Below are 18,641 nucleotides of genomic sequence, written 5' to 3'. Positions count from 1 at the left end.
CACGAGGCAAAGTGCTATTATGCCACGACCCATAACAGTATCCACAGGGAGGTGAGCCATGCTCTATATGCTATTGCCACTTGAGCAGCACTACGATTCAGGGTTTGGTGCTGTAGCCGACTCGTTCAAGGATGCTGCTGACTCTCTCAACGACTCGACCAATCCGTCGGCTTTCAATTCCCACTTGCCGGTGAGCTTCCTATATCGCCACGCCATCGAGCTATATCTCAAATCAGCAATAATCACGCTCCATAGGAAATTTTCCATTCCCTACGGCGACCAACCTGGTTCAAGTGAGCCTACCGTCATGGTGGGCCAGCGACGCAAGCCCCTCTACAACGTCCATGGATTAGGTCCGTTATACACTCAGTTATGCGCACTTCTGAATCAAGAAGCAGATACCCTTGCTCAAGTCCCTCGCACCGATTGGACCCTTCCACCCGAACTCGATGGGTGGATAGCAGCGATCGAGGCAACCGACTCATCAAGCACGTACTTTCGATATCCAGTAACGAAAGACGCAGACCTCGATGGAAAAAAGTCCACGATGCAGAGAGAGGACGCAGCCAAGCTATTCGAACGGATGCATAGCGGCGGCCCGCCGGTGAAAGCCCTACTAATGGTTAACGACGATTACGAAGTCGTTGAGTCATTTACTCATAATGATATTAACGCCAAAGCATTGTTGATCATTTTGAAGGAGGCGTCAGAGGTCTTCCATGGCTTGCACGCTATGATGTCTTACACCTTGGCTGGTGGTAGGTAAAATCGACTGTTAGGTGAAGCGTGATCCAGAACCACGCTTGCTGACGTCACACCTTCTCCCAGGAGCTGAAAGTCAGTCGCCCTTGAATCCCGGTAAGCCCTGAGCAGCACGCCAGGCCTTCACAACACGTGTAACGTCTTCGGCTGATCCGTTCGAACTGCCTTCAGGGTAGTAGATGAGGTCGGTGCCATCAGGGTGGCCGGTCAACTCGCAGAATTGATCTAGGAGGATATCTAGCACGTCGTCAGTTGCTGCCTTGTTTTCCGCTAGCAGCTTGTGCATGAAGCTGATGAATTCGTCTTCTGTGTAATCGGTGATATCGGTTTTCATTGTTAGCGTCATCCGTTTCTATGAATGTCGATGTAATGCTTGGGGGTTACGACGTTCAGGTTATCGACATCGTAGACTTTGCCGCCCTTGGCCACTTCGTCTGCGTGATGAAGTTCGAACGAGCCTTCGGTGAATTGTTCCACCAGTCCGCTACCACCTACAGCTTTCCAGAGTGCCCGCCTGAAACTGTCGAAGCTTCCAAAGCTCTTACCCCGTAACTGATCAGCAATCTCTGTCGGTATGGGCGCACCGAGTCCAGAAGTTGCCCCGGCTAGCCATATGCCCGTCACATCCTTTCCCTGTCCCGTAACGGTGCCGGGATCAAGGCGGACATTCATCACGATATACAGCGGCTGAATGCCAGACCCAGCCGGGAATACCAGAATGAAGTCTTTGTATGTATCAGGGTAGATCGGGCTGACAATGATGGTATCAGCCTGTTCTGTAGGCGGATAAATCCATATCTGAGGTGCTTGTGGTGCACCCTCTAACGGCGGAATCCCTGAGATACTGGATGGGTCAACGGCTGGCGTTCATGTGAGTGTTACTCCGTCACCGAAGTCAGCCACTTGCTGAGAGCCTTGCTTGTTGAATTGCACCACCGGGATCATCTCCCAGTCAGTGCGCTTCTGAGTGTTGTACCCGTAGCCCTTTAAGGTGCCGTCTGCCTGCTGTTCGACGTGGATTCGAACACGTGTCCGGGCTTTATCAAGTAATTGCAGTTGTTCCTCTGTGTACAGGCTGCTGTCACCCAAACTGGACGGCCACAGTAGTGCAACGAAGCCAGCCAAAGCACCAGCAGCAACGCCGGTAGTGAGAGCCCCCTGATAGCTGATCGCCAGTCTGCTATAGAATGCGTAATGGTTCCCCAAACTCTCACTGCATATCAGAGTCAGAAATGCATCCACTATCCGAAGAAGCAGAAGCACTCCAGAACATCCTGGTGTCACAAGCTACAGGCGGAAATGAGGACGAGACGGCGTACCTGACACTCAGACGCGCCGTTCTGGATGATCCTACCCTCGTTACAATGGTGCCTCGTTGCGTGAACACCTGCCGCAGCCTGGGGCAGTTCTGGCAGTACATCAAGAACAAATACGGCACTTACGCTGAGCGACGGACCTACCTATGGGACGAGTTTCGCCCACTGCTGGACTACGTTGAGAAAGGCGGCTCATCACCAGCAGATCATGCGGTCACTGGTGCGATTGAACGATTCGATTCTGAGCATGTGAGAGTTGCATGGACGAAATCGTTGGAGAGGCGCACCACAGACCCAGAAGGCGCTATTACCATGGCACGAACCCTTCTCGAATCCGTCTGCAAGCACATATTGGAAGAGGCCGGGACCGAGTACGACGAAACGCCAGATCTGAACAAGCTGTACCGCCAAACTGCTGAATTGCTCAACCTTGCGCCATCTCAACACACAGAGAAGGTCTTCAAGCAGATCCTTGGCGGCTGCACGTCAGTGGTGGAAGGGCTTGGAGCGTTGAGAAACCGTCTGAGCGACTCTCACGGCACAGGAAAAGCTGGAGTAAAACCAGCTCCACGGCATGCGGAGCTGGCTGTGAATTTGGCGGGCTCACTTGCCCTATACCTTCTCAGCACATGGGACGCTAGATCGAACGCATGAGCCCCCTCCCACACCTTCAACCTCACCAGACTACCCGGAAGAAATAGTACACGTCATAGCAAGTAGCGCTAACCGCCTGACAATCCTTTTCATTGATGCCTAGACAAGCCTTCAATACATTAATTGGCATGGTCTTGCACTGACGCAACAATGCCAGCTGGCGAATCATCCAAGAACTATCACACCGGCACGCAAAGTCACCGCCGTAGCCAACCGCCACCACATTACACGCTCACCAAGACCTATCGAGAACACAATGCCCCACTCCCGTCCTGCTAGATACAAAATAATCACAGGTCAGAACAGGTCTTGCAGGCGTTCACATTGCCCAGTGTGAACGAACCCTATATTTTGTGAACGTTCTGCATGAAATCCAGACAACAAAAAAGGGCCCACCTTTCGGTGAGCCCTTCTAGACCGCCCAGCAGAGCGGATTTTGTTTGGTAGGCGCGATTGGACTCGAACCAACGACCCCCACCATGTCAAGGTGGTGCTCTAACCAACTGAGCTACGTGCCTGCTGTGAGGCGGCATTCTACGGAATTCCGGAGGGGTGTCAACACCTTTTTTTCACCTAACCCTATGAATATGCAAAATATTTAATTTCGGCTCGCCGACGCAGATTTTCCGGTGGCTGGCGGAGGTTTTTCAACTCGGGTAGGATCGACGCACTCGTAAAATATATTAAACAGAGGCTGCAGGATGGCGAACACCCCTTACCCAGAGTCTTATTACGCTGCGTCGGCCAATGCCGTACCGCCCCGCCCTGCCTTGCAGGATGATGTGGAGACGGACGTCTGTGTGATCGGCGCGGGGTATACCGGATTGTCCTCAGCGCTGTTCCTGTTGGAGAACGGTTTTCGCGTCACCGTGCTGGAGGCGGCCAAGGTCGGGTTCGGCGCCTCCGGGCGTAATGGCGGGCAGATCGTTAACAGTTATAGCCGTGACATTGATGTGATCGAACGCAGTGTCGGGCCGAAGCAGGCGCAGCTGCTCGGGCAGATGGCATTCGAAGGCGGCCGGATCATTCGCGAGCGCGTGGCCAAGTACAACATCCAGTGCGACCTGAAGGACGGCGGCGTGTTCGCGGCGCTGACGGCCAAGCAGATGGGCCACCTGGAATCGCAGAAGCGCCTCTGGGAGCGCTTCGGTCATACGCAACTGGAACTGCTCGATCAGCGCCGCATTCGCGAAGTGGTTGCGTGCGATCAGTACGTCGGCGGCATGCTCGACATGAGCGGTGGGCACATCCACCCGCTGAACCTTGCGCTGGGCGAAGCGGCGGCGGTCGAGTCTCTCGGCGGCACGATCCATGAACAGTCACCCGCCGTGCGCATCGAGCGCGGCGCCAACCCGGTGGTGCACACGCCGCAGGGCAAGGTCAGGGCCAAGTTCATCATCGTCGCGGGCAATGCCTACCTCGGTAATCTGGTGCCGGAGCTTGCGGCCAAATCAATGCCGTGCGGCACGCAAGTCATCACCACCGAGCCACTGGGTGACGAGCTGGCGAAAGCGCTGCTGCCGCAGGACTACTGCGTTGAAGACTGCAATTACCTGCTCGACTACTACCGCCTCACGGGCGACAAGCGCCTGATCTTCGGCGGCGGTGTGGTGTATGGCGCGCGCGACCCGGCGAACATCGAAGCGATCATCCGCCCGAAAATGCTCAAGGCCTTCCCGCAGCTCAAGGATGTGAAGATTGACTACGCCTGGACCGGAAATTTCCTGCTGACCCTGTCGCGCTTGCCACAGGTCGGGCGCCTGGGCGACAACATCTATTATTCGCAGGGTTGCAGCGGCCATGGCGTGACCTACACGCATCTTGCAGGCAAAGTGCTGGCCGAAGCGCTACGCGGTCAGGCCGAGCGCTTTGATGCGTTTGCCGATTTGCCACATTACCCGTTCCCCGGCGGGCAGTTGCTGCGTACGCCATTTGCGGCGTTGGGCGCTTGGTATTACGGCTTGCGCGACAAATTCGGGATGTAAAAAAGGGCCGCTGAACAGCGGCCCTTCTTATTCAACACAGAACGGTTTCAGAGTTGGTCTCGGGCAATCCCGTTACGGATTCGCAAGATATCCGCCAGCACCGCCAAGGCAATTTCCGCTGGCGTCTTGCTGCCGAGGTTAAGACCGATCGGCGCATGAATCCGCGCCAACTCCGCCTCGCCCAAGCCGCCAATTCGACGCAAACGCTCGAAGCGCTTCTGTGACGTCTGCAGCGAGCCCATCACGCCAATGTAGAACGCTTCGGTGCGCACCGCTTCCATCATCGCCAGGTCATCGATACGCGGATCGTGAGTGAGCGCTACGACTGCGGTATCACGATGACAGCCACCGTCAGCAATGAACACCGACGGCAACTGCCGACGAATCTCCACGCCATCCAGCACCACGCCTTCAAGCACCTCGTCGCGCGGATCGCAGAGAATCACCTCAAAACCCAATCCAACGGCAAACTCGGCACACGCCTGCGCCACACTGGAATACCCGGCGAGCAACAAACGCTGCGCCGCACCGACACGAGCGCGCACCCGATCAATCTCACGCTCGATCCGCGCGCCCTGCTCGCGATCAGCGAACAGACTGCGTGCACCGCTGGCCAGATCGACCTCGCGAATCAAGCGGCGCTGACCGAGCAGCGCCGACTCCAATTCACGCAGATGCGCCTGTACCTCGCAGTCGGCGTCAAATTTCTCTACCAGCACATCGAGAATTCCGCCACAAGGCAGGCTGACCCGCGAGCGCGGATCATCACCCTCGCCGTAACGCACGACGTTGACCGCATCGAGAAACGCACCTTCGGCGACGCGCTCGAGAAAATCCTCCTCGACGCAGCCGCCGGACAGCGAACCGATCCACTGTCCGCCATCGTTCACCGCCAGCAGCGAACCCGGCGCACGCGGTGCCGAACCATAAGTCGTCAGCACGGTGCAGAGCCAGATGCGCTGCCCCGCCACCGACCACTCCAGCGCGCGGCGCACCACTTGTAGATCGAGATGCTGCATGTCAGTGCGCCTTGTGCTCGATGGACGGTGCGTCGGCTTGCAGCTTCTGCACTTCACTCACCGCCAACTCAGCGGATTGACCACCCCAACCTTGACGCAGGTAGTTGAGCAGATCAGTCAGTTGCTCAGGACTGAGCTTGCCAGCGAAGCCCGGCATCGGTTGCATGTGCTCGAACCCGGAAAACTTCTGCTCGCCGATACCATCCTCGATCACGCGCAACAGGTTGCGTGGGTCTTCCAGACGCAACGTGGTATTACCGCGCATGGCCACCGCGATATGCGGCTTGCCTTCGCCACCGACCGCATGGCAACCGGCGCAGACGTTCAGGTATTCCTGCTGGCCGCGCTGGGCGCTGGCGCTGAGTTTCTCGACTGGCACGTCAACGAGGGCTTTGGCTACCGGCGGTTTGTCGCCGAGCAGGAACGTCGCCATCGCCGCCAGATCGGCATCGCTCAGGCCTTGAGTGCTGTTGTGGAACACCGGGAACATCTCGTTGAACATCGTCCCTTGCGCGCTCATGCCGTGCTTGAGGAACGTGCCCAGATCCTGCTCGTTCCAGCCGCGCGCGGCCAGATCAGTGGCCAGCAGGCTCGGTGCCAGATAACCATTGAGGATGCCGCCAGTCAGACGCTTGTCCAGCTGCATTGCGCCCGGCAGGCCGCGCGGTGTGTGGCATTCGCCGCAGTGACCGAGTACTTCGACCATGTACTGGCCGCGCTTCCAGGCTTCGCTTTTGCCTTCGGCCGGCTCCAGTTTCAGGGCTTTGCCGTACATCATGTTCCAGCCGATCAAGCCCGGACGCACATTAAACGGGAAGCTCAGGCTGGTAACCGGGGCTGCGCGCTCGATCGGCTCGATGGTTTTCAGATACGCATGGATCGCATCCGAGTCTTCGCGCGGCATCAGGTGATACGAGGTATACGGCATAGCCGGATACAAATTCGCGCCATCGCGACGCTTGCCTTCAGTCAGCGCCGCGAAGAACTCATCATCGTTGTACAAACCAATGCCGTGCTCTTTGCTCGGGGTAATGTTGGTGCCGTAGATCGTGCCGAACGGCGACACAATCGGCAGGCCACCAGCGAACGGCGCACCACCGGGTGCAGTGTGGCAAGCCATGCAGTCAGCGGCGCGGGCGAGGTATTCGCCGCGCTTGACCTGATCATCGGCGTGGGCAAACAACACCGGCGCAGCGAGGCCGACCGCCAGGGTCAGGCGAGTCAGAAAAAGCTTCATGCTTAACCCTCCTTGACCAGGCCGAGATCGGTCAGCACGTTGCGGGTAGCGTTGTAGTAACGCACGTACCCGGTGCAACGGCAGACGTGATGGCCGAGGCTGTCCTCGATGACTTGTTCGAGCTTGCTTTGCACGGTCGGCTGGCGCTGCAGCTTCTCGACCAGCACGGTCGCGGCGTTGACGAAACCTGGTGCGCAGTAGCTGCACTGGAAGGCGAACTCGTCGACGAAGCGTTGCTGGATCGGATTCAGCTCGGTGACCTGGCCGCTCTCGTCACGCTTGGCGTGAGACTCGATGGTGCGGACTTTCTTGCCTTCGAAATAGTGCGCGCCGGTGATGCAAGTGCGCACTTCTTCGCTGGTGCCGTCCGGGTTATCGACGATCACCACGCAGGCGTGGCAGATGCCCTGACCGCAGCCCAGGCGCGAACCGGTGAGGTTCTTGTATTCATGCAGGTAGTCGATCATCGGCAGGTCATCAGGGATGTCCACCGGGCCGACGGATTGACCATTGAGGGTCAGTTGAAGCGGACGGTTAGCCATTGAGGGCCTCCTTGATGCGCGCAGCAGTGATTGGCAGGTCGCGAACACGTTTACCGATGGCGTGCGCCACGGCGTTACCGATGGCACCGACGATCGGGATCATCACCACTTCGGCGATGCCTTTGGACGGATCACTTGGCGACAGTGCCGGCAGAATTTCCGACGTCTGTTTCCACACGGCAACGTGACGCGCCATCGGCAAACGGTAACGGTTGAAGTTCCAGTCACCCTCCCCCGGCCCGCCTTCGTACAGCGGCATTTCCTCCATCAAGGCGTGTCCGATGCCCATGGCGATACCACCTTCGAGCTGGCCCTTGACCAGTTCTTCGACCAGCACCCGACCGCACTCGACCCACGAATGGTGGTTGAGCACTTCGACTTCCGCCGAGCCTTTGTTGACCTTCAGTTCGACCAGTGTCGCGACCGGGCTGTAGTAAGTCACGGCAGCGTTGTTCAACTGGACAACCGGGTAATTGATGTTCTGGCGATCCAACAGGTGGAAACCAGCGGTGCTCATCAGCGCCTTCTTCGCCTTCGGCGCGCCATCGCCATATTTCACCGCCAGACCGTCGAGCGGCAGACGCTCGCGCACGCCGTCGATGCTGTATTCGGCCTCGGCCCAGCTCCAGCGGTTGAATGCGTGAACGGTAGCGCCGGTCACCGGGCCACGCTCGTGAGCGTGTTTGGCCAGCTCTTCGAAGCTCAACGGCTGCATGCCGTTGGCCGTGAGTTTGCCGTCGACCCAATGCGCATCTTCGCGACGCACCACGTAAGGGTTGGCTTGACCGCCATAAGGGCCCTGACGCCAGATTTCCATGGCCGCCGGCCACAAGCCGTTGTTGAACAGCACGCGTGCCGCTTCACGGGTGGCGTGACTGAAGTAGTACGCCGAGTTGGTCGCCGACGAGGCCGAAGCCAGTTTGCCGACCCAGCGCGGGTTGCGCAGCAGGCTGTCCTGCTCGGCCTGACTCATGATGTAAGGGTTGCCGCTGGTGATCAGCTGCATTTCCTTCCACTCGGTTTCGCCAGTCTTCACTTCGTGCGCCGGGCTGCCGAGGAAATCGGCAACCACTAGGGCTTGCGAGGTGGACATGCCGGTGCCGATTTCAATGCCGATGTGGCGCAGAGTGATACGACCGTCAGCCGTGAATTCGATGCTGGCCATCGGCGCTTCAGAACCGGTGCCGAAGTCTTTCTGGCAAATGGCAAAACCGACGCCGTACCAGTTGTCCGGGTCTGCCGCTTCGCGTTGTTTCTTGATCGCGTCGCGGTTTTTCCAGACTTCGTGCACCGAGGCTTTGTCGAGAATTTCATGCAGGCGCAGAGCACCGGCCGGAATCGCGCCCTGGGTGTTTTTCATGCCGGAACGCAGGGCGTTCTTGCGACGCAGATCGATCGCATCGACACCAAGGCGATTGGCGATTTCGTCGACCATCATCTCGGTCGCCGCCATGCTTTGCAGGGTGCCGTAACCGCGCATCGAACCCGCCTCAACACCACGCGAGTGATAGGCGGTGACCTGCAGGTCGTTCTGCGGCATGTAGTAGATCGACTGCGCGGCTGTTGCTCCCACTGCGGCTACGGATGGGCTGTAATTGATCCGGCCGCCACCGTCGACGCTCATTTCGGCACGGAAAATCTTGAAGGTGTAGTCATTCTTGTCCACGGCCAACTGGTAGCGGATGTCGAACGGGTGGCGCTTGATGCCACTCTGGAACTGCTCGTAGCGGTCGTTGGCCAGACGCACCGGCACACCTGCGCCATACAGCGCCGCGAGGGCTGCGTAGTAGACGAAGATGTTGTGGTCTTTGGAACCGTAACCGACGGTGTAACCCGGGTGCATGTTCAGGTTGTCGAGGCCGAAACGCGACGGCGCGATCATCTTCGCGGTTTCGGTCGCTGCCTCCAGCGGGCACTGGGTGGCCACGACGAAATGCAGGGTTTTGGTTTTCGGGTCGTACCAGCCGTTGCCGTTGTCCGGCTCCATGGCGGCCGGCTCGATCGACGGGGTCTTGTAGCGCTCGTCGAACACCAGCCAGTTGTCTGGTGGCGTATCGATCTCTTGCTTCATGCGGTCAGCGTAGAACAGGCCGCGCTCGGTCAGGTTGCCGTGCAGGTTCGGCTGGGAATTCCACACCGGACGACGGTTCTTCAGCATCGGGAACAGGATCGAATCCTTGAGGCTGGCGAATTCGTCTTCGTCGGCCGAGGTCGCGCCGCCGACGCGCACGTAGCGGAAGCTGCCGTAGGGGTCGCCTTCGTAGAACGGCGCTACATTGCCATAGCGGATTGCTTTGTCATTGAATTTGAGTTTGTTCTTGGCCTGGCGGAAACGCTCGAAGTCGTTCCAGATCAGGATTGCCACCGGGTGACCGATGAACATCGGCACTTTGCCTTCTGGCAACAGTGGATCCGGCGCGTGCTCTTCGGGGAAGACGATGCCGTCCTTGTCCAGATCAGCGGCGGTGACAATGCGGTCAGGCTGCAAGTCAGCGCCAAGCCACGACAGGTCGTAGCCGTCGTAGATGCGGTCAGCCTTGATGGTTTTCAGCAGCATGGCGTGGCCTTGCTGCTCAGGCCAGCCCGGCATGTCCTTGGAACGGATGTCGCGGGCAAAGACTTTGCTGCCGCAGACCTTGGACAGTGCATCGTTGCGCTGACGCGCCTTGCCGTTGTTGCCGAGCCACTTCTCGGACGGCACGGTGACGGTATTTTCCATCAAGGCAGCCAGCGCCTGACTGCTGAGCGGCGTGAGCGTGACGCTCACACCCGCCACCAGCCCGCCCTGGAGGAACGAGCGCCGGGATATTTCACGGTTGGACATGGATCATCCTCTGGGCGGTTATGTGTCCGCCCTTCTGGTTATCTACTGGGGAATCTCGAGTCTTGCAGAAGCCTTTCTTGGCTAAACGAAAGGCGTGATGACAGTGCAAAGCTGACCGAAAGGTTAACTTTAAAGGTTTCTGCGCTCGCAGCAAACAACCAGTTACAAAAATTTGACTAAAGGATCAGAAAATCAATGCGACGTGGCACCGCAGGAGCTCGTTGAACATACCAACGCTCCCACATGGGGATTTGTGTCGAATTCAGAATCAGGGGGAAGGAGCAGAGGGAAAAGCCAAATTTCAGACACAAAAAACCCCGGTCTTTCGACCAGGGTCTTTGCTATCGATTCCGAATCAGCCAACGGCTGTTTTCGGTGCTTCAAGGCGTTCAGTGGTCCTTGGAGCAGATATGGCGCAGCGGACGGGACTCGAACCCGCGACCCCCGGCGTGACAGGCCGGTATTCTAACCGACTGAACTACCGCTGCGTATCGCTTTGAGCTTGCGCTCAAGTAACTCGTTTTGACTGCAAGCTTCGGTGCTTTGCAATCGCGAACCAGACAAGTCTGATTCGTAAAATATGGCGCAGCGGACGGGACTCGAACCCGCGACCCCCGGCGTGACAGGCCGGTATTCTAACCGACTGAACTACCGCTGCGCGTCGGTGCAGGCACTTTCAGCCTACGCTCTTGCTTACGCAAGTTTCTCGGGGAGTGGTGGGTGATGACGGGATCGAACCGCCGACATTCTGCTTGTAAGGCAGACGCTCTCCCAGCTGAGCTAATCACCCGTTTGCATCTCCGAGGCCGCGAAATTTACGCAGGTAGCGAACCTAAGTCAATAGCAGGATTGAAGTTTTTCTGAAAAAGACGAAATTGCTTCAATCCTGCAAAACTGCTTTCGCGGGTAACCCCGCTCCCACAGGGGTATGCATTCCAAATGTGGGAGCGAGCCTGCTCGCGAAGGCGTCAGTTCATTCAACGCAAATTCAGGCGAAAAAGGCGACCTACTCGCTGTAGATCATCTTTTTCGTCATGCCGCCATCAACGACGAATTCCTGTCCGGTAACAAACCCGGCATTCCTTGACAGCAACCAGGCAACCATCGCCGCCACATCCTCGACCGTCCCTACCCTGCCCGCCGGATGCTGAGCATGATCGGCATCCGCCAAAGGCTCCGCTCGACGTGCAGAAGGATCGCGCGCGTCGATCCAGCCCGGACTGACCGCGTTGACGCGAATCTCCGGCCCCAGACTGATCGCCAGCGCATGCGTAAGCGCCAGCAAGCCGCCCTTGCTCGCCGCATAAGCCTCGGAGTCCGCTTCCGACTGCCGCGCACGAGTAGAGGCCAGATTGACGATCGAACCGTTGTGCGCACGCAGATACGGCGCACAGTGCTTGGCCAACAGCATCGGCCCACTGAGATTCACCGCCAGCACCCGATTCCAGTAAGCCAGATCGAGGCTTTCCAGTGTGATGTTGTGCGGATCAGCGACCGCCGCGTTGCACACCAGCGCATCGAGACGACCAAACTGACCCAGCACCTCAGCCACACCGAGCGCCACCTGACTTTCCTCGGCAACGTCCATGGCAATGAACCAGGCATTTTCGCCCAACACCTTCGCCACTTTCGAACCGCGCGCCCGATCCAGATCGGTCAACACGACTTGCCAGCCCTCGCTGATCAGCCAGGCAGCGATGCCCAGACCGATACCGCGCGCGGCCCCCGTGACCAGTGCGACGCGGCCATGGGTACCTGCTGTCGGCGTAGACAACTCGATCACAACGCGGCCAGACCGCGCGCCAGGTCGGCTTGCAGGTCGGCGACGTCTTCCAGACCGACCGCGATGCGAATCAGGCTGTCACGGATGCCCGCCGCTTCACGCTCTTGCGGCGCCAGACGGCCGTGAGAGGTGGTGCTCGGGTGCGTGATCGTGGTCTTGCTGTCGCCGAGGTTGGCGGTAATCGAAATCAGTCGGGTCGCATCGATGAAGCGCCAAGCGCCCTCTTTGCCGCCCTTGACCTCAAAGCTTACAACCGCACCGAAACCCTTCTGCTGACGCTGGGCCAGTTCGTGCTGCGGATGGCTCTTGAGACCGGCGTAATGCACCTTCTCAATGCCGTCCTGCTGCTCCAGCCATTCGGCTAGCGCCTGAGCATTCGCGCAGTGCGCCTTCATCCGCAGGTTCAGGGTTTCCAGACCTTTGAGAAAGATCCACGCGTTGAACGGGCTCAGGGTCGGCCCGGCAGTGCGCAGGAAGCCGACGACTTCTTTCATCTGCTCACTGCGACCGGCCACCACACCACCCATGCAACGGCCCTGGCCGTCGATGAACTTGGTCGCCGAGTGCACGACGATGTCTGCGCCCATTTTCAGCGGCTGTTGCAACGCTGGCGTGCAGAAGCAGTTATCGACGACCAGCATCGCGCCTTTGGCGTGAGCAATTTCAGCCAGTGCGGTGATATCGACCAGCTCGGCCAACGGGTTGGAGGGCGACTCGACAAAGAGCAGTTTGGTGTTGGATTTGATTGCCGCATCCCAACCCGACAGGTCGGCCAAAGGCACGTAATCGACTTCCACACCGAAACGCTTGAAGTACTTCTCGAACAGGCTGATGGTCGAACCGAACACGCTGCGCGAAACCAACACATGGTCGCCGGCACTGCACAGGCTCATCACCACCGCCATGATGGCGGCCATGCCGGTTGCGGTCGCAACGGCTTGCTCGGCGCCCTCCAGCGCAGCGATACGCTCTTCAAACGCGCGCACGGTCGGGTTGGTATAACGCGAGTAAACGTTACCCGGCACTTCCCCGGCGAACCGTGCGGCCGCGTCGGCAGCGGTGCGGAACACATAGCTGGAGGTGAAGAACATCGGATCACCGTGCTCACCTTCCGGCGTACGGTGCTGACCGGCACGTACGGCCAGGGTATCGAACGCTACGCCTTCGAGGTCGCTGTCCAGCCGACCGGCATCCCATTCCTGACTCATGCTGTCACTCCTTGCCGTATTCTCGAAAATTGAAAGTCAGATACAAAACCGGCCCCTCAGGGCCGGTGATAACTCAGTTGTTGTACAGATCGATGATCGCACTGACCGCCTGGGTCTTGACCTTCGAGGCATCGTTGCGTGCCTGCTCGATCTTGTCCAGGTAAGCCTCGTCGACGTCACCGGTAACATACTTGCCGTCGAACACCGCGCAATCGAAATTCTCGATCTTGATCTTGCCGCCGCCAACCGCTTCGATCAAGTCAGGCAGGTCCTGATAGATCAGCCAGTCAGCGCCGATCAGATCCGCCACGTCCTGAGTCGAACGGTTGTGTGCGATCAGTTCGTGCGCGCTTGGCATGTCAATGCCGTAGACGTTCGGGAAGCGTACCGCTGGCGCTGCCGAGCAGAAGTAGACGTTTTTCGCGCCGGCTTCGCGGGCCATCTGGATGATCTGCTTGCACGTGGTGCCGCGCACGATCGAGTCGTCGACCAGCATCACGTTCTTGCCGCGGAATTCCAGCTCGATGGCGTTGAGCTTCTGGCGAACCGACTTCTTGCGAGCCGCCTGGCCCGGCATGATGAAGGTACGACCGATGTAACGGTTCTTGACGAAACCTTCGCGGAACTTCACGCCCAGGTGGTTGGCCAGCTCCAGCGCCGCGGTACGGCTGGTGTCCGGAATCGGGATAACCACATCGATGTCATGCTCTGGACGCTCGCGCAGGATCTTCTCGGCGAGTTTCTCACCCATGCGCAGGCGAGCCTTGTAGACCGACACGCCGTCGATGATCGAGTCCGGACGCGCCAGGTAGACGTGTTCGAAAATGCACGGGGTCAGGGACGGATTGGTCGCGCACTGACGGGTGTGCAGCTTGCCGTCCTCAGTGATGTAGACCGCTTCGCCCGGCGCCAGGTCGCGAATCAGGGTGAAACCGAGCACGTCCAGCGAAACGCTTTCGGAGGCGATCATGTATTCAACGCCTTCGTCAGTGTGACGCTGACCGAACACGATCGGACGAATGCCGTGCGGGTCACGGAAACCGACGATGCCATAACCGGTGACCATCGCCACAACGGCGTAACCGCCAACACAACGGTTGTGCACGTCGGTCACGGCGGCAAACACGTCTTCTTCGGTCGGTTGCAGCTTGCCGCGCTGGGCCAGCTCGTGAGCGAACACGTTGAGCAGCACTTCCGAGTCGGAACTGGTGTTGACGTGACGCAGATCGGATTCGTAGATCTCTTTGGCCAACTGCTCAACGTTGGTCAGGTTACCGTTGTGCGCCAGAGTGATGCCGTAAGGCGAGTTGACGTAAAACGGTTGGGCTTCGGCCGAAGTCGAGCTACCCGCGGTCGGGTAACGGACGTGGCCGATCCCCATGTGGCCGACCAGACGCTGCATGTGACGCTGTTGAAACACGTCACGCACCAGGCCATTGTCCTTGCGCAGGAACAACCGGCCATCATGGCTGGTCACGATACCGGCAGCGTCCTGGCCGCGGTGCTGGAGCACGGTTAGCGCGTCATACAGCGCCTGATTGACGTTCGACTTACCGACGATACCGACGATGCCACACATGCGACGCAACCCCTACTTAATGGATCTGAACTGAACAACACTCACTGAGGCGTTTTCGCCGACGGCAAGAGTTGCTCCTTGAACGGAATATCAGCGGGTACGCTGATTCCGCTGGCAAGCCACTGACTGCTCCACCCGAGAATCAGGTTTTTGGACCAATCAGCGACCAATAGAAATTTTGGTACGAGCTGTGATTCTTTCCACCACCCGTCCTGCTGTACCGGCCCCAGGCTCAACAGCCCGACCGCCACGACCACCAGCAACACGCCACGCGCTGCGCCGAAGGCCATGCCGAGGAATCGATCGGTCCCGGACAACCCGGTGACGCGAACCAACTCGCCGATAAGATAATTGATCATTGCGCCCACGATCAGTGTGGCGACAAACATGATGGCACAGCCCGCGATCACGCGAGCCGATGGGGTTTCGATGTATCCGGCGAGGTACTCGGACAATGAGCCACCGAACATCCAGGCGACGACTCCTGCGATGATCCAGGTCACCAGCGATAATGCTTCCTTGACGAAGCCGCGGCTCAAACTGATCAAAGCGGAGATGGCGATGATTGCAACGATCGCCCAGTCAACCCAGGTAAATGGCACAGTGCAGCCTACAGACGGATAAGGCGGCGCATTTTAGCAGAGCGCATGCCTCTCGGTAAGCTGCGATTGTCAGTGCATTTCAATCGAGGCGATAGTTTTTAACCACGCTCGGGCTGGAAGCGCACGACAAAGCCCTTGAGGTTCTGCTGACGACCCAACAGATCACGCAGACGATCGGCTTCGGCACGCTCGATCAGCGGACCGACAAATACCCGATTCTTGCCATCGGCCGAACGGATATAGGCGTTGTAGCCTTGGCTGCGCAGGGTCTTCTGCAGGCTTTCGGCGCTGGCGCGGCTCGACAGACTGGCCAACTGCACCGACCAGCTCACCGACAGGCCATTGGCATCGACGCGGCTTTGCGTGGTGTCAGGCTTGCTCGAGGACGCAGTGATCGGCTGAGCAGGAGCCGGAATCGGCTTGGCCACCGCCGGCGGCGCAACAGGCTTGGTGATCATGATGGGAGCCGTCGGCGTCGCGGCGACGGGCGCAGCAGGCGCTGTGTCTTCGGCGACTTCTTCATCAGTCGGCACCGGCTCTTGCGGCAAGGCTTGCGGCTCGGGAACAGCCACCGTTTCCATCTGCACTTGCGGCACGACAGGCGCTTGCGGCGCGGCGGGTGCTTCGACGGTCACCTGACGTTGCTCGTCCTGACGGGAAAACAGCATCGGCAGGAAAATCACTGCCAGCGCGACCAGCACCAAAGCGCCAACCATGCGCTGCTTGTACGCTTTATCCAGCAAAGCCATTTGCCGCTTCCTCCGTGGAGCGCCGGGCCAGCCATTCAAGGGCCTCGGCGACACAATAAAATGATCCGAACAACAGAATCTCGTCGCCACTGGTGGCTACTGCGCACTGCCCTTCCAGCGCAGCGGCGACACTGTCGTAAGACGTGACCGACGCGCCAAGGTTCTGCAATGCAGCGTTTAATTCAGCCACCGGACGGGCACGCGGAGAATCCAGCGGCGCCACCGCCCAATGCTCGACACTAGCATTCAATTCGCTGACAACACCATCCAGATCCTTGTCGGCCAACAGACCAAACACCGCCAGGCGCTTGCCGACCGGTGGTCGCGAGGCCAGACGACGAGCCAGATACTCGGCGGCATGCGGGTTATGCCCGACATCCAGCAACAGGTTCAGACGCTTGCCGTTCCACTCGAAGGAGCGGCGATCCAGTCGACCGACCACGCGAGTGGCCTGCAAGGCCGCGACAATCTGCGACGCATTCCACGGCAAGTCGAGCAGCAGATACGCCTGCAACGCCAGCGCGGCGTTCTCCATCGGCAGATCAAGCAGCGGCAAGTCACGCAATTCGACAACCAGACCCCGCGCGTCAGTGCCGCGCCACTGCCAGTGCTGATCAGTGATCCCGAGGTCGAAATCACGACCACGAAGGAAGAACGGACAGGCCAGCTCACGCACTTTATCGAGCAACGGTTGCGGAGGATTCAGATCGCCGCACAGGGCAGGTTTGCCCTGACGGAAAATTCCGGCCTTCTCGAAGGCCACGGACTCGCGGGTATCGCCCAGATAATCGGCGTGATCCACGCCAATACTGGTAACCAGCGCGATATCGGCATCGACCACGTTGACCGTGTCCAGCCGCCCGCCCAGCCCGACTTCCAGCACCACCGCATCCAGCCCGGCCTGCTGAAACAGCCAGAACGCCGCGAGGGTGCCCATTTCGAAGTAAGTCAGGGAAGTGTCGCCGCGGCCGGCCTCGACTGCTGCAAAGGCTTCGCACAGCTGCGCGTCAGTGGCTTCGACGCCATTGAGCTGCACCCGCTCGTTGTAACGCAGCAGGTGCGGAGAATTGTAGACACCAACGCTCAGACCCTGCGCCCGCAGCAATGAAGCCACGAATGCGCAGGTCGAACCCTTGCCGTTAGTGCCGGTGACCGTGATCACCCGAGGCGCCGGCTGGCCCAGCCCCATGCGGGACGCTACCTGTTGCGAACGCTCCAGGCCCATGTCGATGGCCGACGGATGCAACTGCTCAAGGTAGGCGAGCCATTCGCCAAGGGTGCGCTCGGTCATAGGCCAGCAGGGACCGGTGGAACCACGATCGGCTCGATTGGCGCGGCGACGAATTTCGGCGTCGGCTTGCCAGTCATTTGTGCCAGCAGGTTACCCAGACGCGGGCGCAGTTCCTGACGGTGGATGATCATGTCGATCGCGCCGTGTTCCAGCAGGAACTCGCTGCGCTGGAAGCCTTCCGGCAGTTTCTCACGCACGGTTTGTTCGATAACGCGCGGACCAGCGAAGCCGATCAGGGCTTTCGGCTCACCGACGATCACGTCGCCAAGCATCGCCAGGCTCGCCGAAACACCGCCGTAGACCGGGTCGGTCAGCACGGAGATGAACGGAATGCCTTCTTCACGCAGACGCGCCAGCACTGCCGAAGTCTTGGCCATCTGCATCAGCGAGATCAGCGCTTCCTGCATGCGCGCACCACCGGAGGCGGCAAAGCAGATCATCGGGCAGCGGTTTTCCAGCGCGTAGTTGGCGGCGCGAACGAAGCGCTCACCGACGATAGCGCCCATGGAACCGCCCATGAAGGCGAATTCAAAGGCCGAAACCACCACTGGCATGCCCAGCAAAGTACCGCTGACGGAAATCAGCGCGTCTTTTTCGCCAGTCTGCTTCTGGGCAGCGGTCAGGCGATCCTTGTACTTCTTGCCGTCGCGGAATTTCAGACGGTCAACCGGCTCCAGATCGGCGCCCAGTTCGTTGCGACCTTCGGCATCGAGGAAAATGTCGATGCGCGCACGTGCGCCGATGCGCATGTGGTGGTTGCATTTAGGGCAAACGTCCAGGGTCTTTTCCAGCTCTGGACGATACAACACCGCCTCGCAAGACGGGCATTTGTGCCACAGACCTTCAGGGACCGAGCTCTTCTTGACCTCGGAACGCATGATCGAAGGGATCAGTTTGTCTACTAACCAGTTGCTCATGCTTTCTTTCTCCAGTACCGGCGGCCCGAACGCTCTGGTTCGCAGCCCCGCGTATGCCCTTCAGCTAAATTCATGTGTGTGGCGATGGTGGTGGAAAGCCACGGTCAGCGCGAAACATGACCTGCGTGCGATCCAGAAACCCTCAGCCGCGCCTGCTTTGTGCAAGTGCATTG

At 59.1% G+C, this 18,641-nt stretch carries 15 protein-coding genes, 4 tRNA genes and 1 pseudogene; 3 read left to right on the top strand and 17 right to left on the bottom strand.

Annotated features, from left to right (window positions below):
• The first annotated feature begins 58 nt into the window (after nucleotides 1-58).
• On the top strand, nucleotides 59-766 hold the full coding sequence (locus tag AB4O11_RS18695; RefSeq protein WP_460127813.1) for a hypothetical protein: 708 nt from the start codon (nucleotides 59-61) through the stop codon (nucleotides 764-766).
• A 72-nt stretch (nucleotides 767-838) separates the two neighbouring features.
• Here the strand turns inward: AB4O11_RS18695 and AB4O11_RS18690 are convergent, their stop codons facing one another.
• Nucleotides 839-1,096: a bacteriocin immunity protein gene (locus tag AB4O11_RS18690; protein ID WP_460127811.1), complete on the bottom strand. Its 258-nt coding sequence runs from the start codon at nucleotides 1,094-1,096 to the stop codon at nucleotides 839-841.
• A gap of 8 nt (nucleotides 1,097-1,104) precedes the next feature.
• A pseudogene (locus tag AB4O11_RS18685) lies at nucleotides 1,105-1,920 on the bottom strand (S-type pyocin domain-containing protein); the annotation flags it as partial.
• Nucleotides 1,921-2,141: 221 nt separating this feature from the next.
• On the opposite strand from AB4O11_RS18685, the gene AB4O11_RS18680 reads away from it, so the two are divergent.
• Nucleotides 2,142-2,732: an abortive infection family protein gene (locus AB4O11_RS18680; RefSeq protein WP_460127809.1), complete on the top strand. Its 591-nt coding sequence runs from the start codon at nucleotides 2,142-2,144 to the stop codon at nucleotides 2,730-2,732.
• A gap of 441 nt (nucleotides 2,733-3,173) precedes the next feature.
• Here the strand turns inward: AB4O11_RS18680 and AB4O11_RS18675 are convergent.
• Nucleotides 3,174-3,250 (bottom strand) — tRNA-Val (locus AB4O11_RS18675).
• Nucleotides 3,251-3,433: 183 nt separating this feature from the next.
• Here AB4O11_RS18675 and AB4O11_RS18670 point away from each other — a divergent pair.
• Entirely contained in the window at nucleotides 3,434-4,717 is a 1,284-nt protein-coding gene (locus AB4O11_RS18670; protein ID WP_093432114.1) for an NAD(P)/FAD-dependent oxidoreductase, read from the top strand.
• Between the two features lie 47 nt (nucleotides 4,718-4,764).
• On the opposite strand, the gene AB4O11_RS18665 is transcribed toward AB4O11_RS18670, so the two are convergent.
• From AB4O11_RS18665 to accD, 14 genes are all read right to left on the bottom strand, one after another.
• On the bottom strand, nucleotides 4,765-5,736 hold the full coding sequence (locus tag AB4O11_RS18665; protein WP_460127807.1) for an XdhC family protein: 972 nt from the start codon (nucleotides 5,734-5,736) through the stop codon (nucleotides 4,765-4,767).
• A 1-nt stretch (nucleotide 5,737) separates the two neighbouring features.
• Nucleotides 5,738-6,973, bottom strand: a complete 1,236-nt coding sequence (locus AB4O11_RS18660) for a c-type cytochrome (protein ID WP_460127805.1) — start codon at nucleotides 6,971-6,973, stop codon at nucleotides 5,738-5,740.
• A 2-nt stretch (nucleotides 6,974-6,975) separates the two neighbouring features.
• Nucleotides 6,976-7,515 carry a (2Fe-2S)-binding protein gene (locus AB4O11_RS18655; protein WP_038369461.1) on the bottom strand — a complete coding sequence of 180 codons (540 nt, stop codon included), beginning with the start codon at nucleotides 7,513-7,515 and terminating at the stop codon, nucleotides 6,976-6,978.
• On the bottom strand, nucleotides 7,508-10,339 hold the full coding sequence (locus AB4O11_RS18650; RefSeq protein WP_460127803.1) for a xanthine dehydrogenase family protein molybdopterin-binding subunit: 2,832 nt from the start codon (nucleotides 10,337-10,339) through the stop codon (nucleotides 7,508-7,510). The genes AB4O11_RS18655 and AB4O11_RS18650 overlap by 8 nt, the downstream gene beginning before the upstream one ends.
• Before the next feature lie 411 nt (nucleotides 10,340-10,750).
• Nucleotides 10,751-10,827, bottom strand: a tRNA-Asp gene (locus tag AB4O11_RS18645).
• Nucleotides 10,828-10,920: 93 nt separating this feature from the next.
• Nucleotides 10,921-10,997, bottom strand: a tRNA-Asp gene (locus tag AB4O11_RS18640).
• 56 nt (nucleotides 10,998-11,053) lie between these two features.
• Nucleotides 11,054-11,129 (bottom strand) — tRNA-Val (locus AB4O11_RS18635).
• Between the two features lie 216 nt (nucleotides 11,130-11,345).
• Nucleotides 11,346-12,122 (bottom strand): SDR family oxidoreductase, encoded by a 777-nt coding sequence (locus AB4O11_RS18630; protein ID WP_093432102.1) that lies wholly within the window; start codon nucleotides 12,120-12,122, stop codon nucleotides 11,346-11,348.
• The gene (locus tag AB4O11_RS18625; RefSeq protein WP_093432099.1) at nucleotides 12,119-13,330 is read right to left on the bottom strand and encodes an O-succinylhomoserine sulfhydrylase; all 1,212 of its coding nucleotides are present in this window, start codon (nucleotides 13,328-13,330) and stop codon (nucleotides 12,119-12,121) included. The genes AB4O11_RS18630 and AB4O11_RS18625 overlap by 4 nt, the downstream gene beginning before the upstream one ends.
• Nucleotides 13,331-13,403: 73 nt before the next feature.
• On the bottom strand, nucleotides 13,404-14,909 hold the full coding sequence (gene purF / locus AB4O11_RS18620) for an amidophosphoribosyltransferase (RefSeq protein WP_016984539.1): 1,506 nt from the start codon (nucleotides 14,907-14,909) through the stop codon (nucleotides 13,404-13,406).
• A 41-nt stretch (nucleotides 14,910-14,950) separates the two neighbouring features.
• Nucleotides 14,951-15,511, bottom strand: coding sequence for a CvpA family protein (locus AB4O11_RS18615; protein WP_007913461.1), 561 nt, complete (start codon nucleotides 15,509-15,511; stop codon nucleotides 14,951-14,953).
• A gap of 98 nt (nucleotides 15,512-15,609) precedes the next feature.
• Nucleotides 15,610-16,260 carry an SPOR domain-containing protein gene (locus tag AB4O11_RS18610; protein ID WP_116255297.1) on the bottom strand — a complete coding sequence of 217 codons (651 nt, stop codon included), beginning with the start codon at nucleotides 16,258-16,260 and terminating at the stop codon, nucleotides 15,610-15,612.
• The gene (folC, locus tag AB4O11_RS18605; protein ID WP_460127801.1) at nucleotides 16,244-17,551 is read right to left on the bottom strand and encodes a bifunctional tetrahydrofolate synthase/dihydrofolate synthase; all 1,308 of its coding nucleotides are present in this window, start codon (nucleotides 17,549-17,551) and stop codon (nucleotides 16,244-16,246) included. Before folC ends, AB4O11_RS18610 begins: the two co-directional genes overlap by 17 nt.
• A complete protein-coding gene (gene accD / locus AB4O11_RS18600; protein ID WP_007913458.1) occupies nucleotides 17,548-18,468 on the bottom strand; it encodes an acetyl-CoA carboxylase, carboxyltransferase subunit beta in 921 nt (306 codons plus the stop codon). Before accD ends, folC begins: the two co-directional genes overlap by 4 nt.
• Nucleotides 18,469-18,641 lie beyond the last annotated feature (173 nt).

It is taken from the genome of Pseudomonas sp. H1_D05, from assembly GCF_054682705.1.
This window is presented reverse-complemented; position numbering and strand designations above follow the sequence as displayed.